Origin of the sequence: Caldisalinibacter kiritimatiensis (genome assembly GCF_000387765.1) — a bacterium.
GTDB classification, from domain to species: Bacteria; Bacillota; Clostridia; order Tissierellales; family Caldisalinibacteraceae; genus Caldisalinibacter; species Caldisalinibacter kiritimatiensis.
Genome location: NZ_ARZA01000069.1, coordinates 1 through 16,998 on the forward strand (window position 1 = coordinate 1; position 16,998 = coordinate 16,998).

A 16,998-nucleotide genomic window follows, 5' to 3' on the forward strand; every position below is an offset into this window, starting at 1 on the left:
ATAATGATAATTGTATATAAGTTAACAAACTACATAAGATTTAATAATATTATTTATATTAGAATGGGGTGGATAAGATGAAAAGACTAATTAGGTTATCATTATTGGTACTTATTATAGCCAGTATGTTTATGAATGTTGGGTGTAGTTCCTTTAGTGGAGAAACAGGAACTGAAATAATTGATGCAAAAGAGGCAATTAATCTATTTAATCAAGAAAATGTAATAATAGTTGATGCTCAGCATCCTGATGCATATTCAGTAAGACATGTTGAGAACTCTGTTAATATTAGTAGAGGGGACATTGTAGTTAGTGAACCTGTTCCAAATCTACTTGCTCCAAAAAGTCAAATTGAAGAGCTTATGAGCTCTAGAGGTATTTCTAATGATTCAATAGTTGTGATATATGATAATAACAAAAATATGGATTCAGCAAGATTATGGTGGACTTTAAAAGTTTATGGTCATGAAAATGTCAAAGTTGTAAGTGGAGGATTAAAGGCTTTAGCTGCTGCTGGAGCTGAATTTACAACAGAAGTACCAGATGTAACACCTACAGAATATATAGCGAAAGAAAAAAATACAGATATGATTGCAACTATTGAAGATGTAAAAGCTCAAGTTAATGAACCTAAAGATAATGTAATGTTAATAGATACTCGTTCTCAAGAAGAGTATAATGCAGGAACTATTCCAAGTTCTGTATTAGTAAATTATGTAAATAATATAAATGATGATGGTACTTATAAAACAGTTTCTCGTATTCAAGCAATGTATCTAGATGAAGGTTTACTTCCAAAAGATACAGCTATTATGTATTGTAAGACATCAATTAGAGGTGCTCAAACATATCTTGCCCTTTATAATGCAGGATATAGAAATCTAAAATTATATGATGGTGCATGGGTTGAATGGTCTAAAGACAAATCTTTACCAGTGCAAATGCCAGATAATACAGAAGTAGAGATAAATGAACAGGATGTTTCTTAATAATTCAAATATGATTAAAAAAACTGAATTCTTATTTCAAGAATTCAGTTTTTTTATTATCTAAGAGCGTATATTTACTGTATAGATTGTAATTAAGTTTAATATAAGTTTTAAAGACAGAGAGAATATTTGTAAAATTATTATCGAAAAGCGAATAGCGAATAGCCTAATTCTTTCTAATGTTTTCCTAAGAACTAAGAGCTGAGAACTGACTAAATAGCTACTAACTACTAACAACGAATTACTAACTAACAAATCGACGAAGTCGACTTAGTTCTTTACATATTTTTTGCTATTGTTTTTTCTTATCCAGTATTGCATATTTCAAATATATAACCATTTGAAATTATGTTATAATTATAACATGTTAAAAAAATAACACTTAAGAGAGGGGATGTAAAATATGTTTAGAAAGTTTAAGTTAACTTCGTTAATTTTAGTATTAGCATTAATTTTAAGTTTAGCTGGATGTACTACAGATAAAGAACCAGCTACAAATACTGAGCCAGCAAAAAATACTGAGCAATCAACTAATGAAAGTGATGTTTTAGCTCAAGTTGTAAGTGATTATTATACAAATATGGGTAGTGACATCTATAAAATTTCTCAAAAAGAGTTTGTAGATAAGGTAAAAGCTGGAGAAGATATGTTCATATTAGACATAAGACAACCGGATGTATATAATGAAGGACATATAAAAGGTGCTGTTAATGCTCCTTGGGGTACAGCAATAAGTGAAAATCTTGATAAGCTACCTAAGAGCAAGCCAATAATGGTATATTGCTATACAGGTCAAACTGCTGGTCAAACTGTAGCGTTATTAAATATGGCAGGTTTTGATGCTAAATCTGTTAACTTAGGTTGGAATCTTGGAATTTCAAAGGTTGAAGGAGTAGAAGAAGTAATAGAAACAACTGCTAATGAATTTGGTCAACCAACTGGAGTTGAAATTCAAGCAGAAATTAAAGATGCTATAAATAAATATTTCGCTGGGCTTGCAGATGTAAAAGGAACTACTTACGCTAACTACAAAATAAGTGAAGATAATGCTAAGAAGTTATTAGACCAAGAAGATAATAGTGTAATATTTTTATCAATAAGAAAAGCAGAACATTATAACGAAGGTCATATTCAAGGTGCTATAAACATTCCATTTGGAAAAGAAATGCATAAGGAATTCAATACTTTACCAAAGGATAAGAAAATCATAGTATATTGCTATACAGGTCAAACTGCAGGTCAAACTGTTGCAGCTTTAAGATTAATAGGATATGATGCTGTATCATTAAATGGTGGTACAGGAATGAAAGCAAATGCACCTTTTGGATGGACAAATAAAGGATATGAATTAGTAAAATAAGCAATTTTAAATAGCAATAAATTGACAGGTATCATAAAAGATACCTGTTAATTTTATATATATTTGTCGTAACATCCATTTTTTGTGTTAGATAAATAACAAACTACTATATAGAATAACGATTTCAAATAACAGAAAGACATTTCAATAATGTATAATAGTATATGAAATAGTTATTTATAAGATTGTTATGGGCTTCATTGTTAAAAGCCAAACAAAAGGGGGGAATGTTAATTTAATAATTAACTAAAACCAAAGGATAAATATATGAAAAATCAAATATATCCCTTTCAAATTTAATTATTATAAATTAAAGATATAGGAGGTAGAAAAATGAAAAGGTTAGAAAATATTTTAGGATTTATAGGAATTTTATTAGTATTATTTTTAGGTAAGACTCTTTTGAAAACTGATATGTTATTTTTTAGACTTTTAATTGGTATAGGATTAGGATATACATTAATGAGAGCTTACACAGGATTTGCAGGTAGTGTTAATCGAGCTTATAATACAGGCTCAACTCAATTGATGAGAACAATGACGTTTATGTTTTTTATTACAGCATTATTAACTACTGCATTTTTATTTAAAAAGGATCCTACAAGCTACAATTTATGGATAAATCCTATTAATCTTGGATTAATTCTAGGAGGATTATTCTTTGGGTTTGGTATGTCATTTTCTTCATGTTGTGCATCTGGAGTGCTTACAGATTTAGTTACAGGTTTACCTAGGGCTTTTGTAACATTAATATTCTTTAGTTTAGGAGTGTTTCTTGGATTTCCTATGCAAAGAACTGCTAGCTGGATTAGAAGATCTTGGGTTTCAACTGAAGTTGGTAAACAATTAAGTGGTGGTGTTTTCTTACCTGACCTTTTTAAATGGGATGGTTTCGAAGGTTATCTTGGTGCTCTTGTATTAACAGGATTATTTTGTAGTGTAGTAAGTTATTTTGCATACAACTATGAAAGACGTCGCAAACAAAATAATAGTTTTACTGGAATACCAATGGAAAAAATACAGCAACAAAGTGATAACTTTGATAACAAAAATTATGGATTTTTTAGCATAGAAAACTATAATCGTTTATTTGTAAAGCCTTGGACTTTAAAACAAGGAGCGATAGCTATAAGTTTTATATTTGTCCTACTAATGGGTGTAACTAAAGCTGGTTGGGGGGCATCTACTCCTTATGGTATTTGGTTTGGTAAATTATTAATGGTATTTGGAGTTCCAGTTGAAACAGTTTCTTCATTTACTAAGATGTCACCAAGTGTTTTTGAATTACCTTTCTTTGAACATCCAATTACAGTACAAAATGTTGGAATTATATTTGGAACAATGTTTTATCTATTAACTGCAGGTAGGTTAAAAGAAGCATTTATGGAAGAGATGCATATAACGACAAAAGAAGTATTATTATTTGCGTTAGGTGGAATTACTATGGGATTAGGAACTCGTTTTGCTAATGGTTGTAACGTAGGTGCTTTATATACACCTATAGCTAATTTCTCACTTTCAGGATGGGTATTCTTGATTTTCATGGTTTTAGGCGGCGTTTTAGGAAATGTACTTGCTAAGAAATTTAATTCTAGCGAGGCTACTTCTTCGACTTCTTCAAATGCTTAATAAAATTTTAAGGTCATAAAGGATTAGGAAGAAGATTGAATTTAGCAACATTATTTTATGATATATGTGTATATATGCTTATTGTAAGTTGTACAGATAGCTAGTTGAATAATAATTAAAGGGAGGATGTATATTTATGGGTAAAAGGATTTTAGTTATTGGAGGAGTAGCAGGAGGCGCTTCGGCTGCAGCAAGAGCTAGAAGAATTGATGAGTCAGCTGAAATAATAATGTTTGAGAGAGGACCACATGTTTCATTTTCAAATTGTGCGTTACCATATCACCTTAGTGGAATGGTAGAAAATAGTGAAGAACTAGTTTTAATGTCTCCAGAGAAATTTAAGAAGCAATATAATATAGAAGCTAGAGTTAATAGTGAAGTTATTAAAATAAAAAGAGAAGAAAAAAAAGTAGTAGTAAAAGATTTAATAAGTGGAGAAATATATGAAGAGGCTTATGATAAATTAGTATTATCTCCAGGTGCTAATCCAATACTTCCAAGAAGCATTGAAGGAATAGATAGTGAACATGTATTTACAGTAAGAAATGTAGTAGATATAGAAAAGCTTAAAAATTACATTGTGAAAAATAATATTGAGGATATTGCAGTTGTAGGTGGCGGATTTATAGGAGTAGAAGTTGCAGAAAACCTTCGTTTAGCAGGAAAGAATGTTAGCTTAATAGAAGCTCAAAATCAAATAATGAGTCCATTTGATTATGATATGGCACAAATTTTTCATAAAGAAATGTTAGACAATGGAATAAATCTTATATTAAGTGATGCAGTACAGAAAATAAATAAAGATTCAGTAGAGTTGCAATCAGGTAGAAAGGTAGCTGCAAAGGCAGTTGTTATGGCAATTGGTGTTGTACCTGAAACTACTTTAGCTAAAGATGCTGGCCTTGAAATTGGAGAAACTGGAGGAATAAAAGTAGACCATAATTACTTAACAAGCGATAAAGATATTTATGCTGTAGGAGATGCTATAGAGGTATATCATCGTCTAACTCACAAGGCAACAAGACTTCCACTAGCAGGTCCAGCACAAAGACAAGCTAGAGCAGCAGCTGATCATATATATAACACGCCTCATAGAAATAATGGTGTAATAGGATCATCAGTAGTTCAGATATTTGAAATGAGTGGAGCATCTACAGGACTGAATGAAAAAGCCGCAAAAGCAGCAGGAATTTCATATGACTTTGTATATATAATTCCTGGAGATAAAGTAGGTTTAATGCCTGAGGCTAACCCAATACACTTTAAATTAATATATGAATATCCGACAGGTAAAATACTTGGAGCCCAAGCAATAGGAAAGGGAAATGTAGATAAGAGAATAGACGTAATAGCAGCAATGATTCTTATGGGAGCAACTCTAGAAGATTTAAAAGAATTAGAATTATGCTACGCTCCATTATTTGGAACAGCTAAGGATGTAGTTAATCATGCAGCATTAGTAGCTCTAAATATTTTAAATGGTAAGTTTAGACAAGTACCTGTATCAAAGGTTAGAGAATTAGTGGAAAATAATGCATTTATTATAGACGTAAGAGAAAAAGATGAGTATGAAGAAGGACATCTTATAAATTCAATCAATATTCCATTAAGTGAACTTAGAGATAGATTAGATGAAATTCCAAAGGATAGACCGGTATACTTACATTGTCGTTCAAGTCAAAGAAGTTATAATGCAGTAATGGCACTACAAAATATGGGATATAATAATGTATGGAATATTTCGGGTTCATATTTAGGAATATGCTGCTATGAGTATTTCCAAGATCAAGTAACTGAAAGAGAAAAAATAGTTACTGAATATAATTTTAATTAATTGTATAATAGTATGGTCATCGGGTATTTATTCGATGGCCATACTATTATACTTAAAGAAAGTGACACCATTATAAAGAGGTGGGAATTTATGAACTTAAATAATTTTAAAAAGGATTCAGAAAGAGAAGTAAAAAAAAATAACATAGAAAAATTACTAACTATAGCAACTTGGTTTATAATTTTAGGGGTGTGGTATTTAATAACTAAATTAGAGTTATTTTCAACCACGTTAGTCCCATCACCATATAAAGTTTGGATTACTTTTATTAATATTTTAGAAGATGGCTATAATAAAGTTTCTATTTGGATTCATCTTGGAGCAAGTTTTAAGAGATTGTTTGGAGCTTTAGGACTTGCAATTATAACTGCAGTACCTATGGGATTATTAAGTGGATATTTTAGTAAAATAAAAGCGATTATTGACTCAGTAGTAGAATTTTATCGTCCCTTACCACCACTTGCTTACTATACATTGCTTATTTTATGGTTTGGTATTGATGATACATCAAAGATTATATTATTATATTTAGCAGCCTTTGCACCAATTTATATTGCTGGTGTAGCGGCTGTTAGAAAAATTAATAAAGATTATATATTAAGTGCTAAATCCTTAGGTGCTAATCCCAAACAAATCTTTTTTAGAATAGTATTGCCAGCATGTTTACCTGAAATTTTTACAGGGATTAGAACGGCTGTTGGTGTAGCCTATACCACTTTAGTTTCTGCTGAAATGATAGCAGCAACTTCAGGTATAGGTTGGATGGTATTTGATGCAGCGAATTTTTTGAAAAGTAATGTAATAATTGTAGGCATTTTAATAATGGGTATTACTGGTATATTAATTGACCTTGGATTACGTACTTTAGAAAAAAAGATAGTATTCTGGAAAGGACATGTATAAAATAATAAATAATAATAAAAATTGAATGGAGGTAAATTTATGAGAAATAGATTTAAGAGTATATTTGCTATTGTATTAATAGGGATTATGTTGTGTTCTCTTGTAGCTTGTAATAGTGATTCAGAAAAAAATAATTCAACATCTTTACCTAAAGAAATAAATTTTGGGATTCTTAGAGTTCCTAATGATGAAACCATAGCAATAGCACAAGGAATATTTGATAAATATTTTACTGAAAAAGGTATCAAATGTAACTTTATTGTATTTGATTCAGGTTCAGAAGCTAACAAAGCTTTAGCATCAGGAAGCATTGATTTTGCTACAATGGGAAATATAAACTCAATTGTTTCTTTAACTATGGACCTAGATGTAGAATTAATTTGGATACATGAAATACTTGGGGAAATCGAAGCTCTAGCAGTTAAAAATGGTTCAGAAATTGAAAAAATAGAAGATCTTGCTGGTAAAAAAGTAGCAACACCTTTTGCATCAACGTCTCATTATATATTATTAAATGTTTTAAAGGATGCTGGAATCGAAAACGAAGTTGAGCTTTTAGACATGAAGACTCCAGAAATTGTTGCAGCTTGGGAAAGAGGAGATATTCAAGCAGCATATACTTGGCAGCCTTCCCTTGGAGAATTATTGAAAGATGGAAAAATACTAATTTCTAGTGAAGATATGGTGAAAAAAGGATATATAACAGCTAATGTCGAAGTAGTAAGAAAAGAATTTGCAAATAAATATCCAGAGCTAGTAGCAGATTTTATTGCATGTTTAACTGAAGCAGCTGATATATATAGACAGAACCCAGAAAAGGCTGCAGCCATTATAGCTGATGAATTAGAGATAACAGCAGAAGATGCTTTATTACAGATGCAAGGCTCAACTTGGCTTACACCTGAAGAGTTGCTAGAGGAAAGTTATATTGGAACAAGTAAAGCTCCTGGTGCCTTTGCAACTATTATGAAGGACACAGCAGACTTCTTGAAAAATCAAGGATTTATTGATAATTCTCCATCACAAGAAGAGTTTAACAAATATATTAATTCTATATATATTGAAAAATATTTAGAAAGAGCTTCTAAATAATCAAATAAAAAACAATCAATAATAGATGTATTATATGGTTAGTAGATAAATTTGGAAAGGTGTTTGGAATATGGTAAGTGAAAAAGAACAAGAAGTTTTGATAGATATACAAAATCTAAAGTTTGAGTATGGAACAAATGTAAATAAAATTTTAGCTTTAGATAATATTAATTTACAGCTTAGAAAAGGTGAATTTCTATGTGTTTTAGGACCTTCTGGCTGTGGAAAGAGTACATTGTTGAAACTCATTGCAGGTTATATGAAACCTACCAGTGGGGTTTGTCTTATGGAAGGCAAACCTATTACAGGTCCTGATTGGAATAGAGGTGTTGTGTTTCAGTCACCAACTTTATATCCATGGATGAATGTAAGAGAAAATGTAGAATTTGGTCCTAAAATGAGAGGTGTTTCTTCAAAAGAAATAGAACAAATTACAACTCACTTTTTAGAACAAGTTAAATTAAATGGATTTGGAGATAAAGCAACATTTGAACTTTCAGGAGGTATGAAACAGAGAGTAGCACTAGCTAGGGTATTAGCTAATTATCCTGAAATGATTCTTATGGATGAACCATTTGGAGCTTTAGATGCATTGACTAGAGGAAATATGCAGACTCTAATTAGGGATATTTGGAAAGAAAATAATAGTACCATATTTTTAATTACCCATGACATTGATGAAGCTTTATCTCTAGGAACAAGAGTTGTAGTAATGTCAAAACGTCCAGGGAAAATACTTAAAGAATTTAATATTAACTTTACTAATGAAATATTTAATAATAAAACAAAACATGTAATGTATAATCAAGAATATTTTGATATAAAAAATGAAATTTTAGATATAATAAATAATCAAACTGAGGAATAAGAATATTAATTAACATGAGCAAGCTATATACTTTAGATTGACTTTTATATCTAAATCAATATATAGATACAGGTGGATAGTTCACTTGTACTAATGCATACAAAAATATAAGAGCAGGGGATGGTGAGTTCATGATAACCGTCCTCTTTTTTCATGTTTTATACATTTTAACATGAATAATTAAATATCTATATAATATATTGATGTTTACTAGTAAAGTATTCAGTTATCATTAGATTAAAAATGATATTTGCATTTATTGACTAAAAGAAGAAGTCGGTACAAATTAGAAGATAATACAATTATACAGTAGTTTTACCTGTTGAGTTTTGTTAATCTATGCTTGAAAAACTGTTACAAATATGTAATAATTAAATCATAATAGATTAAAAATTTTTAGTTTGAAATATAATGATGTATTTTCTAGAGAAATTTTTTAAAACGTAAGGAAAAGGTTTGCGTGGGTATTGGGATTAGTTAACATATAGATTATTAAGCCCTTAAATATGAAGATTTGTGTTAAAAAGGAGTGTACATTGTGACATTCCTTAAAATAAAGGGGGAATGATTATGGAAAACAAAAAAATTGCTGTACAAAGGGGACTAAATAAAATTATTGAGCTATTAAAAAAGGAAGGATATGACGTAGTATTGTATGAAGAAAATAAAGAAGATGTAGATATAACTATCGTTTCAGGAATTGATTCAGAATATGAAGAAACAGAATATGCTCAATGTAGAGTTTATGGTGACAAAAAAATGCTTTTGATTGATGCTTCAAAGCTTGACCTAGAAACAGTTCTAAGATATGTAAAAGATATTAAATGTTAGATATCATAAACACAAGGGGATAGCCCCCTTGTGTTTATGATAGGATTGAAAAATAACTTTTGTATCTAATAACCTTTATAGGAGGATTGTATGTTTATATTAAAAGTTCTTGCTGGAGGGATTATTTTATATGCTATAACTATTGTTTTAACAAGTATTATTCAAGACCTGGTTGGTGTTGTGTTAATAGTTAATATCATTTTAGGAATGATAATTATTGTATGCACCTATATTATTATTCAAACAATAAAACAATATACAAATAAAACTGACGAAAAAGAATAGAAGAAATAGAGTTTTACGGTTTATTATGTTATTAATATCTGTAACTTCTTTCGTCAGCTTCTGCATCTTCTTTTGTTTCATGAATTGTATCACGTGGATGTTCAGGTGGTGCATAGATTGCGTACAATTTAAGAGGTTTATTGCCTGTATTGATTATATTGTGCCATTTACCTGCAGGTATCATAATGGCATAGTCATCAAAGACTCTTTCTTGGAAATCTAGCTTATTTTTACTATCACCCATTTTGACAATTCCTTGACCTTCTTCAATACGTATAAATTGGTCACCATCAGGATGAACTTCTAATCCTATGTCTTCATCAACCTCGATGCTCATCAATGTAACTTGCAAATTTTCTCCTGTCCATAATGCAATACGGAAATTATTATTTTGTTTAGTAGCTTCATCAATATTAACTACAAATGGTTCTGGTCCATAATCCTTCAGTTCAATAAACTGTTTATTAAAGTTTGGATTATACATTCCCCAGTAAGGATATGGATACATTCTATAAGGATTATACATATTATGTGAGTTATACATTGATGGGTTATAAGGACATGGATATCGGTTATAATTATTATACATGTTACTCATTCCTTTCATTATTTTTATAATATCTTATGCTTTATATTTAAATAAGGTGCTTTAACTACAAGGAGAGGACGGTTCTTTTGTTTTATAATAAAAACATAATGTGTGAATTAGGAGGAAAAATATGTATTCAATTGCTAAACTTAACTTGAAAGCCAAAGTGTTTAACAGCATTCAAAATTTTTTTGTTACTCAAAATAACTAATGGGGAAATATGAAAACATAAAGGTATTTAAACATTATCAAAGAATATAATATGTAGAAAAAATATTAAAAAGTTCAGAATAAGAGGGGGATAACTTATGTTCAAATTTCCAGAGAACTTCTATACCGACGTACGTATAGAAGATGTGTATGAAACTAAGATAGTTTATACATTAGGAGAAATTGATGAATCTAGAGTAAGAAAATATAAGGGGGCGTTTATACGATTATTTGATGGGGTCAGATGGTATTATAGCTCGACATCAGAAATAGATAACATTCAAAAAGAAATTGATACCCTATCTACATATGCACAAGCAAATGAGAATATTGATAACAATCCATTAGTACAAAAATTTGAAGTAAATAAAGAAGAAAAGCTATTGTATAAAGGTAATGACGTATATAAAGTACCAATAGAAGAAAAACATAAAATATTAAAAGGGTATTTTAATATTTTAGAAAAAAATGAAACAGTTAAACATTGGCAAGCAATCTATGTAGATAGAAAAGTTATAAAAAGCTTTTATTCAAGTAAAGGTTCAAATGTAAAGTTTGATACTCAAACCTCTGGTATGGTTATAAGTTTTGATTTATCTAACGGTGAAAAAAGATTTTCGGAGCGCTTTCAAAAAGCATCTGATACCTTTGAAGAATTAAAGGATAAAGAGAAAGAATTTATTAAGTATATTGAAAAATGCGAAGAGTTTTTAATTAATTCTGAACCAGTAAAACCAGGAAACTATAAAGTGATATTATCACCACTTGCAGCAGGAATTTTTGCTCATGAGAGTTTCGGGCATAAAAGTGAAGCTGATTTTATGATTGGTGATGAAACTATGAAAAAAGAATGGGCAATTGGAAAAGAAGTAGGTTCAGAGATATTATCTATTGTAGATGATGGAAATACAATAAGCTCAGGATATACACCATTTGATGATGAAGGAACTAAAGCACAAAGGACATATCTTATAAAAAATGGTATATTAGCTGGAAGATTACATAGCGGTGTGACTGCCGAAAACATAGGTGAAGAGCTTACAGGAAATGCTAGAGCAATGAATTTTGAGTTTGAGCCAATAGTTAGAATGACAAACACTTATATATTGCCGGGAAATAAAACAAAGGAAGAATTATTCTCTGAAGTAGATGAAGGGATTTATGTTGAAACTATAAAGCACGGGTCTGGAATGTCTAAATTTACTTTAGCTCCATCTTTAGCATATTACATTAAAAATGGAAAAATAGATAAACCTGTAAACATTTCAGTTATTACTGGAGATGTTATGAAAACTCTTTGGGAGATAGATGGTTTATCTAATGAGCTAGAACTACTTAGTTTTGTTTCTGGTGGATGTGGAAAAATGGAGCAATATCCATTACCAGTAGGCTTTGGTGGTCCATATGTAAGAGTGAAAAATATAGTTGTGCAATAAATAGGGGGGATATCGTTGATTAAAGAAAAATACATTAGTAAAATTAAAGAAACTTCAGTAAATGTTGTTCAAACTAAAATAGATTCCATAAGAAGGAAAGACATTAGAAAAACAGGATATAGAATATATAAAGATAAATTAATTGGTTGTGCAGGAGCTATAGGAAAACATAATCAAAAAGAATTAGAGAAAAGAGCTATAAACGCATTAAATAATAATATCAAATATCCATACGAAATTTCAAAGAATATAAAGATTAGTGAAGATTACAGTGGGGAGTTTAATGAAGAGAGAATTATAAATGAGTTTGAAAAACTTTTAAGTGATATAAGGAACCAGCAGCCAGGATTTAGTTTTTCACATAAACTTAATTTAATTGAAAAAGAAAATATCCTTACAAATGATAATGGTGTAGACCTTAGGTATAAAGATAAATATATACAATTAGAATTAGTTATCAAGGATAAATCATCAAGTAATCTTATGGATGGTTTTATAAGCTACGTTGGTAGAGAGTATGACAATAAAAAAATACTTAATGAAGTGAATGAGTTTTGTAATGCATTTAATAATAAAGTTGAACTTCCAAAAAATAAAAAGTTACCCGTTATATTTAGTACGGGTGAACAATTACCCATGATGAAATTTTTAAAGGACCTACATGGACATAGTTTTGGAAGTAAAAGCTCACTACTTAGTGAAAAATTAAATAAAAAGGTATTTAATGATAAGTTTACATTATATCAAAATAGAAATCCTAAAGAAACTATGGAGCCTTTCTTTGATGCAGAAGGTGTTGTAAATGACGGTTATGTTTATACTCTTATAGAGAACGGAAAAATACTAACTTCATATACAGATAAAAAAACGTCAAAGCTGTATAATCTTCCTTTAACTGGAAGTGCAGGAGCTGAATATGATGGCGTACCTAGCTTAGGAATGGCAAATTTAAAAATTAAAGAGTCTGAAAAGACAGCTAAAGAGCTGCTTCAGGGAGAGTTAGGGATATTAGTAGTAATTGCAGCAGGTGGAGATTTTACACCAGAGGGTAACTTTGCTACACCTGTTCAATTAGCTTTTCTATATGATGGAGAAAAGCTAATAGGAAGATTGCCTGAACTTAAAATAGCATCAAATGTATTTTATATGTTCGGAGATTCATTTGTAGGAGTAAGTAAAGATACAGTATCTACATTGTCAAATGACAAATGCTTAATAATGAATATGGAAGTTTCAGAAATATAGAAGTTAAATATGATAAAAGTTATATATAGTAAAGAATTAGTTATAAACGAAGGCATCTGCTTGGGCAGGTGCTTTTATTATGATTAAATAAAATTGTTAAAAATCCATTAAGTTTAACTAGTCTTAACAAAAGAATCATATAATTAAAATGTAAGGCATTTAATATAAAATAAAATACAAGGGGGACTTTTTATGTTAAATGGTAAGAAAATCAGAGAAATTAGAACAAGGCTGGGATATACAGCTAAAGATGTGGAGAATCTTACAAAGAACCCCAAATTCGAAACGTCAATATCAAAATCTTATTTAGAGGAGCTAGAGAGAGGCGATAAGAAAAATCCAAGTTTTCAAAAAGTAGAGGTTTTAGCTAATGTATTATGTTGTAAATTAGATGATTTGGTAATAAGGTCATAATATTAATATAAAACAATTTAGGGGTTGGGCTCGAATAATTCAATTATTCAATCCTGACCTCTTTTCATTACACCTTATGAATGACAAAAAGTATGTTATATAATCAAATAAAGTTTTTGTATGTCCATATAATTGAGTTATAAAAAGTCAAGGGTAGAAAGCTAGCCCTTGACTTTAAAATTCTTTAGCAGTGATACTTGTGAAAAAATTTAAAAGTGCATCAAAAACTTTTTGTTTTTCCTTTTCAACAGTGATGTTATGACCACTTTCTTTTAAAAAAACTTTTGCTTTTTGTTTAGAGCTTACATTATTATACAATAGCTCAACACTTTTAATATCAACAGTTTCATCTTTAAGGGAATGCACTATAATTACTGGACAATTTATTTTTGGTAATTCTTTTCTAACAACTTTTGTTAGTTTATTTAATTCATGGACAGATTTTACAGGAAATTTATTATAACCTAAAAGGTATTTTGACTCTTCTTCTGTACGTTCCCTTTCTCCCCACTCAAAATATTTCATAAAGAATTTAGCTATAAAAGCTAATTTTGCTACTTTACTTTTAGTAACTAACGGTGGAGAAAGAAGACCTAGCTTATCAACAGGATAATTTTCAGCAATATACATTGCTAGTAGAGCTCCCATTGAATGTCCAATTACATAAACTTGTTCACATTTTTCCTTTAGATAATAATAACCATCTACAGCTGAGTCTATCCAATCTTTGTATGTACAATTTTCTAAATCTTCTACAGTGGTTCCGTGTCCCTTTAACTTTATTCCATAAACAGTACACCCACATTCATACAAAATTTCACCGAGTTCTCGAAGTTCAGCAGGCGTACTAGTGAAACCATGGATTAATAAGCAACCAATGCTATTACCTTCCAAAAAGTATTCGTCTTTTAAAGCAAAGTCATCCACAAAAACCCCCCCTAAAAACAACTTTATATTAATAATAAGACTTTTCTTGGCTAAATTCAAATAAAATTTTGATAATTCGGACAAAAAAAGAAAAATGGGAGTTAAGGTCAATACCTTTAACTCCATAGAGTTCTATAAAAATAAGTATTCAATTTCTTTAAAACAGTCAATTATATAATCAGGTTCTTTAGCTTCTAATTCTTCTCTGGTGTTAGAGCCAGTAGTTATAGAAATAATTTTAGCTCCTAGATGACGGGCAGTCATTATATCCAAAATTGTATCACCTATAACATATATATCATCAAAATCATTACCATAAATACTTTTTGCTTTCTTTAGAGCTGCTTCTGCTATATCAAATCTTCTAAGACCATCTTCACCAAAACCACCAGTAGGGAAATAATGCCATACATTTAACTTTTCTAATTTATAACGAGCACCGATACTAAGTTCTCCAGTAATTAATGAAAGCTTGTGATTAGTATTAGATAGCTTTTTTATCATACTTACTGCATCTGCATTTTCACGCCATACATCGGTTTCTTTAAATGCTTCTAATTGATTTTTATATAATTCTAAAAAAACGTTCCATTTTTCTTCAGAAAAGGCTTGTCCATGTTTATCTAAAACTTCTATAAAGACATCTTTATCAGATCTTGCAGAGGTGTCTACACCATTCATGCCATTTTCGACATTTAGTAAATTATCGATAGCCTTTTGATAAGGTATATCAGTTCTTTTATCTCTTTTTATAATAGTTCCGTTTATATCAAAAAATATCAGTGAACTCATTTTATCACCTCATATATTAATAAAATATTAATTGTATTGTAACATAAATATTAATTAGTTGCTAATAAGGGAATAAAAAATGGTAACAAGATTAAAATTCACCTAGATATTCTTCTAATGTAATATCATTTTCTGCAATATATTTTGCAACGTCTTTTCCTACATATCGGATATGCCAAGGCTCATAGTTATACCCTGTGATATGCTCTTTGTTTACAGGATAACGTATAATAAAGCCATATTTATGAGCATTTGCTTTAAGCCACTTTCCTTCTTTGGTTTCACCGAAGCTTTGAGTTAAACGAAAGTTTACAGATGGACTAGTTACATCCATTGCTAATCCTGTCTGATGTTCACTTTCACCGGGTTTAGCACTTGTTTGATTTGCAATGTTTATGCCACGCTCCATAACTTTTGATGTAAATATATACTCTTGATACGAATATGACCGATAACCAGATGTTGCATAAAGGTCAATTCCATCTTCTTCAGCCTTGTTAAACAACTGTTCTAAAGCATAGGCAGCATCTTCTCTCATTAACTTTTTTGGATAATATTCTTTATAAGGAAAAGGTATATTAGGAACTACAAGATTATCAGGTGCATAATTTTCTGTTAATCTGTTATTTTTATTAACAAGTGCTAATCTACTAACAGGATTAATTACAATTGTGTCTTTGTCAAAATCAGGTATCCTGAGGGTTTGACCTTTATATATTATGTTTCCAGATAACTTATTAATAGTTTTTATTTGTTCAATTGTTACATCAAATTGTTTTGCAATAATATATAGAGTGTCACCAGTTTTCACTGTATATCTGTAATAAAGTAGTTTAGGAACATATAAGTTTTGTCCTACATATATGATATTTCTATTTAATTTATTAATAGATTTTAGCTTTTCTACAGAAACATTATATACGGCTGCAATTTCAAACAATGTATCTCCTGGCTCCACGCTATAGATATCGTATTGAGCAGGGATTGTTAGATGTTGACCAGTATATATAATATCACTGTCTAAATCATTGATTGTTTTTAAATCATATATACTTGTATTAAACTTTTTAGCTATTTTATATAAAGTATCTCCATATTTAACTGTATAAATATTTGGAGTATTAGTATTTATCTGTGATTGTATTACATTTGTTTGGAGTTTTTCTTTAATATTTTGGTGTTGATTTAAGTCAGTTTTACCTAAGCTAGCTAAAGGTATTGATGCAATAAGTATCGAGCCAATCATAATATTAACTGTATTTATCTTTAAACCAGGTAATTTTTCTTTTATATAGTTCCTAACACTTGTATTTAAATCTATTTTTTTATTTTCTGGTTTTTTATTAAATTCTGTTGCAAATTCAGTTAATTGATTATCTAAATACAATATAACAGTATAACCTTCTTGTTCTTTAATTAACTTATGAGTAACAATTAAATCCATTTTATATCAACCTCATTTGTTGTTTATATCCAATAAATTTTTATTTGATATTCAGTGTTAATTTTAGTATTTAAAATTTGATAACGTTATATTACGTTAAATTTAAAATATAAATAATTCTGTATAGAATAGTAGTGTTCAATAAAAAAA

At 29.6% G+C, this 16,998-nt stretch carries 16 protein-coding genes; 12 read left to right on the forward strand and 4 right to left on the reverse strand.

The window, feature by feature from the left end; genetic code table 11:
- Positions 1-77 precede the first annotated feature (77 nt).
- The 9 genes from L21TH_RS03415 to L21TH_RS03455 all read left to right on the forward strand — a co-directional run bounded on the left by L21TH_RS03415 (position 78) and on the right by L21TH_RS03455 (position 9,791).
- Complete coding sequence (locus L21TH_RS03415; protein ID WP_006309022.1) at positions 78-989, forward strand: sulfurtransferase; 912 nt, start codon at positions 78-80, stop codon at positions 987-989.
- A 403-nt stretch (positions 990-1,392) separates the two neighbouring features.
- Positions 1,393-2,349 carry a rhodanese-like domain-containing protein gene (locus L21TH_RS03420; protein WP_006309024.1) on the forward strand — a complete coding sequence of 319 codons (957 nt, stop codon included), beginning with the start codon at positions 1,393-1,395 and terminating at the stop codon, positions 2,347-2,349.
- A 333-nt stretch (positions 2,350-2,682) separates the two neighbouring features.
- A complete protein-coding gene (locus L21TH_RS03425) occupies positions 2,683-3,978 on the forward strand; it encodes a YeeE/YedE family protein (RefSeq protein ID WP_006309026.1) in 1,296 nt (431 codons plus the stop codon).
- A 136-nt stretch (positions 3,979-4,114) separates the two neighbouring features.
- Positions 4,115-5,812 carry an FAD-dependent oxidoreductase gene (locus tag L21TH_RS03430; protein ID WP_006309028.1) on the forward strand — a complete coding sequence of 566 codons (1,698 nt, stop codon included), beginning with the start codon at positions 4,115-4,117 and terminating at the stop codon, positions 5,810-5,812.
- A 90-nt stretch (positions 5,813-5,902) separates the two neighbouring features.
- Entirely contained in the window at positions 5,903-6,715 is an 813-nt protein-coding gene (locus tag L21TH_RS03435) for an ABC transporter permease (RefSeq protein ID WP_006309030.1), read from the forward strand.
- Between the two features lie 39 nt (positions 6,716-6,754).
- Positions 6,755-7,807, forward strand: a complete 1,053-nt coding sequence (locus tag L21TH_RS03440; protein WP_006309032.1) for a taurine ABC transporter substrate-binding protein — start codon at positions 6,755-6,757, stop codon at positions 7,805-7,807.
- Between the two features lie 70 nt (positions 7,808-7,877).
- Positions 7,878-8,675 carry an ABC transporter ATP-binding protein gene (locus L21TH_RS03445; RefSeq protein WP_006309039.1) on the forward strand — a complete coding sequence of 266 codons (798 nt, stop codon included), beginning with the start codon at positions 7,878-7,880 and terminating at the stop codon, positions 8,673-8,675.
- 570 nt (positions 8,676-9,245) lie between these two features.
- Positions 9,246-9,506 (forward strand): YkuS family protein, encoded by a 261-nt coding sequence (locus L21TH_RS03450; RefSeq protein ID WP_006309041.1) that lies wholly within the window; start codon positions 9,246-9,248, stop codon positions 9,504-9,506.
- Between the two features lie 90 nt (positions 9,507-9,596).
- Positions 9,597-9,791 (forward strand): hypothetical protein, encoded by a 195-nt coding sequence (locus tag L21TH_RS03455; RefSeq protein ID WP_034429212.1) that lies wholly within the window; start codon positions 9,597-9,599, stop codon positions 9,789-9,791.
- 31 nt (positions 9,792-9,822) lie between these two features.
- Here the strand turns inward: L21TH_RS03455 and L21TH_RS03460 are convergent, their stop codons facing one another.
- Entirely contained in the window at positions 9,823-10,380 is a 558-nt protein-coding gene (locus L21TH_RS03460; protein WP_006309043.1) for a cupin domain-containing protein, read from the reverse strand.
- A 308-nt stretch (positions 10,381-10,688) separates the two neighbouring features.
- Between L21TH_RS03460 and L21TH_RS03465 the strand changes: the two genes are divergently transcribed.
- The 3 genes from L21TH_RS03465 (at position 10,689) to L21TH_RS03475 (ending at position 13,685) form a co-directional block, all read left to right on the forward strand.
- Complete coding sequence (locus L21TH_RS03465) at positions 10,689-12,026, forward strand: TldD/PmbA family protein (protein ID WP_006309045.1); 1,338 nt, start codon at positions 10,689-10,691, stop codon at positions 12,024-12,026.
- 15 nt (positions 12,027-12,041) lie between these two features.
- Complete coding sequence (locus tag L21TH_RS03470; protein ID WP_006309047.1) at positions 12,042-13,271, forward strand: metallopeptidase TldD-related protein; 1,230 nt, start codon at positions 12,042-12,044, stop codon at positions 13,269-13,271.
- A 192-nt stretch (positions 13,272-13,463) separates the two neighbouring features.
- Positions 13,464-13,685: a helix-turn-helix domain-containing protein gene (locus L21TH_RS03475; RefSeq protein WP_006309048.1), complete on the forward strand. Its 222-nt coding sequence runs from the start codon at positions 13,464-13,466 to the stop codon at positions 13,683-13,685.
- A gap of 174 nt (positions 13,686-13,859) precedes the next feature.
- Here the strand turns inward: L21TH_RS03475 and L21TH_RS03480 are convergent, their stop codons facing one another.
- The 3 genes from L21TH_RS03480 to L21TH_RS03490 form a co-directional block, all read right to left on the reverse strand.
- Entirely contained in the window at positions 13,860-14,612 is a 753-nt protein-coding gene (locus tag L21TH_RS03480; RefSeq protein ID WP_006309051.1) for an alpha/beta hydrolase, read from the reverse strand.
- A 132-nt stretch (positions 14,613-14,744) separates the two neighbouring features.
- The gene (locus L21TH_RS13685) at positions 14,745-15,404 is read right to left on the reverse strand and encodes an HAD family hydrolase (protein WP_006309052.1); all 660 of its coding nucleotides are present in this window, start codon (positions 15,402-15,404) and stop codon (positions 14,745-14,747) included.
- Positions 15,405-15,495: 91 nt separating this feature from the next.
- Complete coding sequence (locus tag L21TH_RS03490) at positions 15,496-16,848, reverse strand: D-alanyl-D-alanine carboxypeptidase family protein (protein WP_006309053.1); 1,353 nt, start codon at positions 16,846-16,848, stop codon at positions 15,496-15,498.
- Positions 16,849-16,998 lie beyond the last annotated feature (150 nt).

Bases quoted from the DNA above. Each gene is read 5' to 3' on its own strand.
- L21TH_RS03415 (WP_006309022.1), top strand. From the start codon at position 78: ATGAAAAGACTAATTAGGTTATCATTATTGGTACTTATTATAGCCAGT.
- L21TH_RS03420 (WP_006309024.1), top strand. From the start codon at position 1,393: ATGTTTAGAAAGTTTAAGTTAACTTCGTTAATTTTAGTATTAGCATTA.
- L21TH_RS03425 (WP_006309026.1), top strand. From the start codon at position 2,683: ATGAAAAGGTTAGAAAATATTTTAGGATTTATAGGAATTTTATTAGTA.
- L21TH_RS03430 (WP_006309028.1), top strand. From the start codon at position 4,115: ATGGGTAAAAGGATTTTAGTTATTGGAGGAGTAGCAGGAGGCGCTTCG.
- L21TH_RS03435 (WP_006309030.1), top strand. From the start codon at position 5,903: ATGAACTTAAATAATTTTAAAAAGGATTCAGAAAGAGAAGTAAAAAAA.
- L21TH_RS03440 (WP_006309032.1), top strand. From the start codon at position 6,755: ATGAGAAATAGATTTAAGAGTATATTTGCTATTGTATTAATAGGGATT.
- L21TH_RS03445 (WP_006309039.1), top strand. From the start codon at position 7,878: ATGGTAAGTGAAAAAGAACAAGAAGTTTTGATAGATATACAAAATCTA.
- L21TH_RS03450 (WP_006309041.1), top strand. From the start codon at position 9,246: ATGGAAAACAAAAAAATTGCTGTACAAAGGGGACTAAATAAAATTATT.
- L21TH_RS03455 (WP_034429212.1), top strand. From the start codon at position 9,597: ATGTTTATATTAAAAGTTCTTGCTGGAGGGATTATTTTATATGCTATA.
- L21TH_RS03460 (WP_006309043.1), bottom strand. From the start codon at position 10,380: ATGTATAATAATTATAACCGATATCCATGTCCTTATAACCCATCAATG.
- L21TH_RS03465 (WP_006309045.1), top strand. From the start codon at position 10,689: ATGTTCAAATTTCCAGAGAACTTCTATACCGACGTACGTATAGAAGAT.
- L21TH_RS03475 (WP_006309048.1), top strand. From the start codon at position 13,464: ATGTTAAATGGTAAGAAAATCAGAGAAATTAGAACAAGGCTGGGATAT.
- L21TH_RS13685 (WP_006309052.1), bottom strand. From the start codon at position 15,404: ATGAGTTCACTGATATTTTTTGATATAAACGGAACTATTATAAAAAGA.
- L21TH_RS03490 (WP_006309053.1), bottom strand. From the start codon at position 16,848: ATGGATTTAATTGTTACTCATAAGTTAATTAAAGAACAAGAAGGTTAT.